At 46.9% G+C, this 5,931-nt stretch carries 7 protein-coding genes and 1 pseudogene; 7 read left to right on the top strand and 1 reads right to left on the bottom strand.

Features of this window, described 5'->3' with window-relative positions:
- Positions 1–413, top strand: a pseudogene (locus tag WBV27_RS09775) (hypothetical protein); the annotation flags it as partial.
- 29 nt (positions 414–442) lie between these two features.
- On the opposite strand, the gene WBV27_RS09770 reads toward WBV27_RS09775, so the two are convergent.
- Entirely contained in the window at positions 443–805 is a 363-nt protein-coding gene (locus tag WBV27_RS09770; RefSeq protein ID WP_424201598.1) for a YbaN family protein, read from the bottom strand.
- 339 nt (positions 806–1,144) lie between these two features.
- On the opposite strand from WBV27_RS09770, the gene WBV27_RS09765 reads away from it, so the two are divergent.
- The 6 genes from WBV27_RS09765 (at position 1,145) to WBV27_RS09740 (ending at position 5,824) form a co-directional block, all read left to right on the top strand.
- Positions 1,145–1,588: a MarR family winged helix-turn-helix transcriptional regulator gene (locus WBV27_RS09765; protein WP_068561182.1), complete on the top strand. Its 444-nt coding sequence runs from the start codon at positions 1,145–1,147 to the stop codon at positions 1,586–1,588.
- A gap of 150 nt (positions 1,589–1,738) precedes the next feature.
- On the top strand, positions 1,739–2,242 hold the full coding sequence (gene ybaK, locus WBV27_RS09760) for a Cys-tRNA(Pro) deacylase (RefSeq protein WP_424201596.1): 504 nt from the start codon (positions 1,739–1,741) through the stop codon (positions 2,240–2,242).
- A gap of 39 nt (positions 2,243–2,281) precedes the next feature.
- A complete protein-coding gene (locus WBV27_RS09755; protein ID WP_424201594.1) occupies positions 2,282–3,670 on the top strand; it encodes a bifunctional metallophosphatase/5'-nucleotidase in 1,389 nt (462 codons plus the stop codon).
- A gap of 9 nt (positions 3,671–3,679) precedes the next feature.
- Positions 3,680–4,405 carry a YutD family protein gene (locus tag WBV27_RS09750; RefSeq protein WP_424201592.1) on the top strand — a complete coding sequence of 242 codons (726 nt, stop codon included), beginning with the start codon at positions 3,680–3,682 and terminating at the stop codon, positions 4,403–4,405.
- 16 nt (positions 4,406–4,421) lie between these two features.
- Positions 4,422–5,189 carry a TIGR01457 family HAD-type hydrolase gene (locus WBV27_RS09745; RefSeq protein ID WP_424201600.1) on the top strand — a complete coding sequence of 256 codons (768 nt, stop codon included), beginning with the start codon at positions 4,422–4,424 and terminating at the stop codon, positions 5,187–5,189.
- A 2-nt stretch (positions 5,190–5,191) separates the two neighbouring features.
- Entirely contained in the window at positions 5,192–5,824 is a 633-nt protein-coding gene (locus WBV27_RS09740; RefSeq protein ID WP_424201590.1) for a TIGR01906 family membrane protein, read from the top strand.
- Positions 5,825–5,931: the final 107 nt, after the last annotated feature.

Here is a 5,931-nt window from a genome sequence, read left to right as displayed (position 1 = left end):
ATGGCATCGAACCGGATTCTTCGGTCGACCGTGCCATTTCAAACGCGATGCGAAAAATCGGTGAAGCGCACGGTCAGACATTCAAAAAACGGCGCTTTTTCCCGTTCCTTTCCGACAGTAGCTACCTGTCTATGAGCGAAACAAAAGAGGAAATCCTGACATTGATCCAAAATTTTCCGGGCATGGAAAGCATTTACCTTTTGCCCACCGATGATATCCAAGAGCTTTCGATCCCTGCCGTCAATCTGGGTGTGTTCGGGAAAGGGGCGCACACATGGAAGGAGAGAATCCATAAGCCTTATTCCTATGAAGTCCTGCCCCAACTGATCCGGAAAGTCATTTCGAATCTATCACGTGAGGAGGACTATGCGGAAAGTGATAAACGATTATCCAGAAGTATTGGGAATCCGTGATCTGACGGTGGATAGTGATGTGATTGTGGTTATTTCCTGAAACGCAAATGCCAGGTCAATCCGATCAGGTGGGCCAAGTAGACGATTATCAGTACGATGCGCAACAACGCGCTGTCGGTCAGCGCAAAAGGGATTGCAAAGACAAAGAGCATCATCACGAACATCCGGAACATCCCTTTGTTCGTGATGTTCTTTTTCAATAACGGATCTTCGATATATTGCTTGTATTTTTCCGATTCGATGAATTGCTGATGCAAACGGTCCGAACTGCGGACCCAGAAAAAGCCAGTCAGCAGATAGAAGACAGTTGTAGGCAGGAACGGCAAGAATATCCCGACAGTCCCGAGACCGAACGTCAAGAAACCCATGCCGATGTATAGGTGTTTTTTCAAATGTATATTCTCCTTCAAATCTGATAATAATCAGATGATTTTTGTTGCTTATAGTTAACAATATCCTCGTAATGAAGATTGTTTGTGATATACTATTCAGATAGTATAGTACATTTGGCGGAGCGTGTGTATTAGGGAAGTCCTGATGTATCACTGAGCAACTCTCATAGCAATTTACAAAACCGTAAGTTGGACTGTTCGATGTCCATCCGCGCGGTTTTTTGTATTTGTTCGATTGCTATTATTCCCACCATGCAAGCGTTTGTATATTTTGACAAAATTTTTCTTTCGTGCTATTATTACTTCGAAATCGAAATATTAAAGGGAGGTGGTGTTACGATGTCTGCAACAGATCGCGATACTTTGAAGGCCCTTACTGTGTTATTTAAATCATCCCAACATGTACAGGACAAACTGAAGAAAGATATGATGAAACAAGGTTTGAATTTTTCCGAATTCGCCGTGATGGAATTGTTGTATCATAAAGGGGAGCAACCGATCCAAAACATCGGAAAGAAAGTCTTGCTTGCCAGCAGCAGTTTGACGTACGTTGTCGATAAATTAGAGAGCAAAGGGCTAGTGCAACGCATCCCATGTGCAACTGACCGTCGCGTTATTTTTACAGCTATTACCGAAGAAGGACGCAAATTGATGGACCGCATTTTCCCATTGCATGCTGCGTATATCGCAGATATATTTTCCGTCCTTTCAGATAAAGAAGTAGAAACGTTCATCGACTTGGCCAAACGAGTAGGGCTCCATGCCGAAAACTTGGAGCATTGATCAGAATCCAGCGTCAAAACATCAGGGACTGTCGCAGCATTGAGCTGGGAAGTCCCTTTTTTTGCGCTTTTTTATGCAGGAACCGTCACTTTTTCCGGATGCAATCCCTATACATATGGTAAAATAGGCATTATCAGACAAAAAGGAAAGATGACAGTGAAAAATAAGAAAATAACCAAAACAAATGCGATGCGCATGTTGGATAAACAGAAGTGCAATTACGCAGTCCACGAATACGCTTGGTCGGAGGACCACCTCGATGCGCTGTCGGTCCTTGAAAAAATGAGTCAGGATGCCGGCGCGGTCTACAAAACCATTGTAGCGGTCGGCGATAAGACCGGCGTTGTCGTTGGGGTCATCCCGGCGCAGAACGAACTGGACCTGAAGGCTTTTGCGAAAGTCAGCGGTAATAAACGGATTGAAATGCTGCCTTTGAAGGATCTGGAAGCAACTACCGGGTATATCCGGGGCGGCTGTTCGCCGATCGGGATGAAAAAAGCGTTCCCTACCTATTTGTCCCATCATGTTCTTGATGAAAAGAGCGTGCTGGTGTCCGGCGGCAAACGCGGCACGCAGATCGAGCTCAGTCCTGCCGATCTGATGACTGCAGTTCACGCTAAAGTTGAAGAGATTACACAAGAGAAAGATGAATGAAGCACGTTCCTCTTTGTCAATGGAAAAGGAGAACGTATCATGAAGAAATTGCACATCTACCATATCAATGATCTGCATTCGCATTTTGACAATTGGCCGAAGATCCGGCGTTTTTTGTTGGAGAAGAAGGCCTTTCATGAAAAAAATGGGGAAGAGGTTCTGCTCTTCGACATCGGCGATGCCTGCGACAGGGTGCATCCTTTGACGGAAGCTACCAACGGCAAGGCGAACATCGAATTGTTGAACCAAGTTCCCTTCGACGCAGTGACGATTGGCAACAATGAAGGGATCGGCAATGACAAACGCCAGTTGGACGAACTCTATGATGATGCCGAATTTCCCGTCGTGTTGGCGAACCTCTATGATCCGGAAACGGATGCTCTGCCGACCTGGGCGCAACCGTACCTGCTTAAGACCTTGTCCAGCGGTCTGAAGGTCGGGATCATCGGCTTGACGGCACCGCTCTATCTCAGCTATGTCCCGAACGGTTGGGACCCGAAGGAATCGGATGAAGTCCTGCCGAAAATTTTATTGAAAGTAGCGCCATCCGTCGATTTGATCATCCTTTTATCGCACGTCGGCATCATCGAGGATATCCATATCGGCGAAATGTACCGTTCCATTCCGATCATCATCGGAGCGCATACCCATCATGTGCTGCCTGAAGGCAAACATGTGGATGAGTCCCTGTTGCTGGGAGCGGGTAAGTTCGGGAAGTATATCGGTCATGTGACGGTCAGCTATGATTCCGACAGGATTTTGGATCGCAAAGCGGAATTGATCGAAGCAGGAGATCTGCCGGAAAAACCTGACGATCGAGCGGAAGTCGAGGAACTGCAGCAACGTGGAGAAGAACTGTTGTCGGCCATCCCAATTGCGGACAGCCCGGCTCGGCTCAAAGCGGATGAAGGCCACATCAATGATTTGTTGCTGTTGGGCTTGGATGCTGTGACCGAATATGCCGATACGCCATTCGGCATTCTGAACTCCGGACTGTTCTTGGAGGATTTGCCGGAAGGAATCATCACCAAAAACCATCTGCATCAAATCCTGCCGCATCCGATGCGCTTGCTGGAATGCACGCTGACGGGGCGGGATTTCAAAGTCATGATCGAGGAAATGGAAGCGCAGCGCGAAGAACTGATGACGAAGGAAATAACCGGCATGGGATTCCGGGGAAGGATTTTCGGGGAGCTCTGCTACCGCGGCTTCGAGGTCGATCCGGTCACGAACCGAGTGACGGTGGAAGGTAGGGAGCTTTCCGATGAGGAGGACATCACCTTTGTGACGGTGGACCATTTCCGCTACATCACCTATTTCCCGACAATCGAAAACGAAGGCCGCAGCCGTCTGTTGTTCCCATATTTCCTACGGGACGTGTTCGGTCTGCATTTAGAAGATAAATTTCCCATAATGAGAGAAAAGTGAGGTGCTATCGTGGATAAAAAGGAATTACTGGATGAATCATTGAAAACGCAGGTGGACTCGTTGCTGGAAACTATTGCGGATGAGAGTGAAGCGGAAACAAGCGACCGTAACGAAGAGGAAGAAATTGTAAAGTTATTGGACGACAAGCGTCTTTTGGTAGGTACCCAAGAATACGAATTGAGCATCGATCACCGTGAAGGTTTTGATGCTGAAGCGCTAGCCGGAAGGTATACATCCATTTTGAGCAAGTACGATTATATCGTCGGGGATTGGGGTTATGAGCAGTTACGTCTGAAAGGCTTTTACAGGAACAACAACAGCAAAGTCTCCCAAGACAAGAAAATCAGTTTCTTGGAGGATTATCTCTACGAGTACTGTAACTTTGGTTGTGCCTATTTCGTGATCGAGAAAACGCGCGCTGAGAAAGAAAAAATCACAAAAACAAAGCGCAACCGTAAACGCAAAAACCGTGAAGCCAACAGAGAGGAATTGCCGGCCGACACAACTATCCAAACAGCTGCCCAGCAGACTCCGACTCCCGCACCGTCTCAACCAAACAAAAATAAAGTAGCGAAAAATGTCGAAAGACCGAGAAGCCAAGGGAAGAAAAAAGGCTTCGTGATCAAAGATGTGAACGCGAATGATTCCCAGCCAATCGATAAACCAAAAACGACAACAACCAGACCTGCTAAGGGTGAGAAGAAAAGTTTCCAAATCAAAAAGATTGAGCAGTGATCAGGAGGAGAATATCATCAAAAAGTACAAAGGTTATTTAATCGATCTTGACGGAACCGTCTATAAAGGTGCTGAGCGCATCCCGACAGCGGAAATCTTCGTCAAAGAACTTCAGGATAAAAATATTCCGTTCCTGTTCGTCACAAACAATGCAACCAAGACTGCCGCAGAGGTAAAAGAGAATCTTTTGCAAAACTTCCAGATCGATGTGACGGAAGACCATATCTACACCAGCGCCATGGCGGCATTGGATCACCTGAATGAATTGAACATCGGCAAGAAGGTTCTGGTCGTCGGTGAAGCCTCTTTGAAGCAGGAAGTGCAGTCTGCCGGTTTCGAAATGGTGGATAAAGATCCTGATTTTGTCCTGCAGGCGTTGGACCGCGGGGTTACCTATCAGCAATTGGAGGCTGCTTGTTTGGCAATCCAAAAAGGAGCTAAGTTTGTTGCGACGAACCCTGATACCAATTTGCCGACCGAACGAGGCTTTATTCCGGGAGCCGGTGCGTTGACCGCCTTTCTGAAGGCTTGCACCCAGAAAGAACCGCTGATCATCGGAAAGCCGTATCCGACAATCATGGCCGGAGCCATCAAAAGGATGCAATTGGACAAAGAAGATGTCATCATGGTCGGGGATAATTATAATACGGATATCCTGGCGGGCGTCCATTATGGTGTGGACACGTTGATGGTCCTGACCGGATTCTCGCAGCTGGTGGACATTGAAGGCAAGGATGAGCAACCGACCTACATCCTCAATGACCTGTCTGAGTGGGAAGTGTAGCGATGGCGCAGAAACTGAAATATTTTTTCGGATATACAGCAATCTTTTTGCTGGTGTTGAGTGCAAGCATCGCTTTTACGATCAACTTCACACCGCTCTACAGCTTTGACATCGACTACCTGAACATTGAACAGATGACCGGGTTTTCGAAAGACGTCATTCTGGATAATTACCGCGTCCTGATGCAATATCTGAATTTGCCATGGACCGCGGAATTGAAGATGCCTGATTTCCCGGCATCCGAAAGTGGACTGTTCCATTTTCATGAGGTGAAAAGACTGTTCCTATTGGATTACGCCATATTGGGAGTGTCGGCCGTCGCAAGCATATTATTTTTGCGGATGGTGAAAAAAGAGCAGGGGTATTGGCGTATGCTGAATCCTTTGCGCCTGATGGTCGCTTCGCCTTTAGTGGCTTTGACTATGATATTCATGAACTTCGACCGTTTGTTTGTGGCGTTCCACGGTGTCTTCTTCAATAATGATGCCTGGATTTTTGATGCACGGACAGACCCAATCATTCTGGCGTTGCCACAGGACTTTTTCATGCACTGCTTTGTTATGGTCTTTGTGACGCTTGAACTGTTGCTTGTGCTGCTGTACTTCTGGGTACACAGGAAAGTCAAAACAACATAAAATAAACCAGCTTGAGCTGCCATCTTGTTTGATGGCAGCTCAAGCTGGTTTTTGTTTTGGCTGGGGTGTTCGATTTCTGGAGTGGGATTTGTCGCACTCTCCACAAA

Source organism: Trichococcus sp. (assembly GCF_049589555.1).
Lineage (GTDB): Bacteria > Bacillota > Bacilli > Lactobacillales > Aerococcaceae > Trichococcus.
Note: the sequence above shows the minus strand (reverse complement) of the source record. Positions and strands in the feature narration are given on the sequence as shown.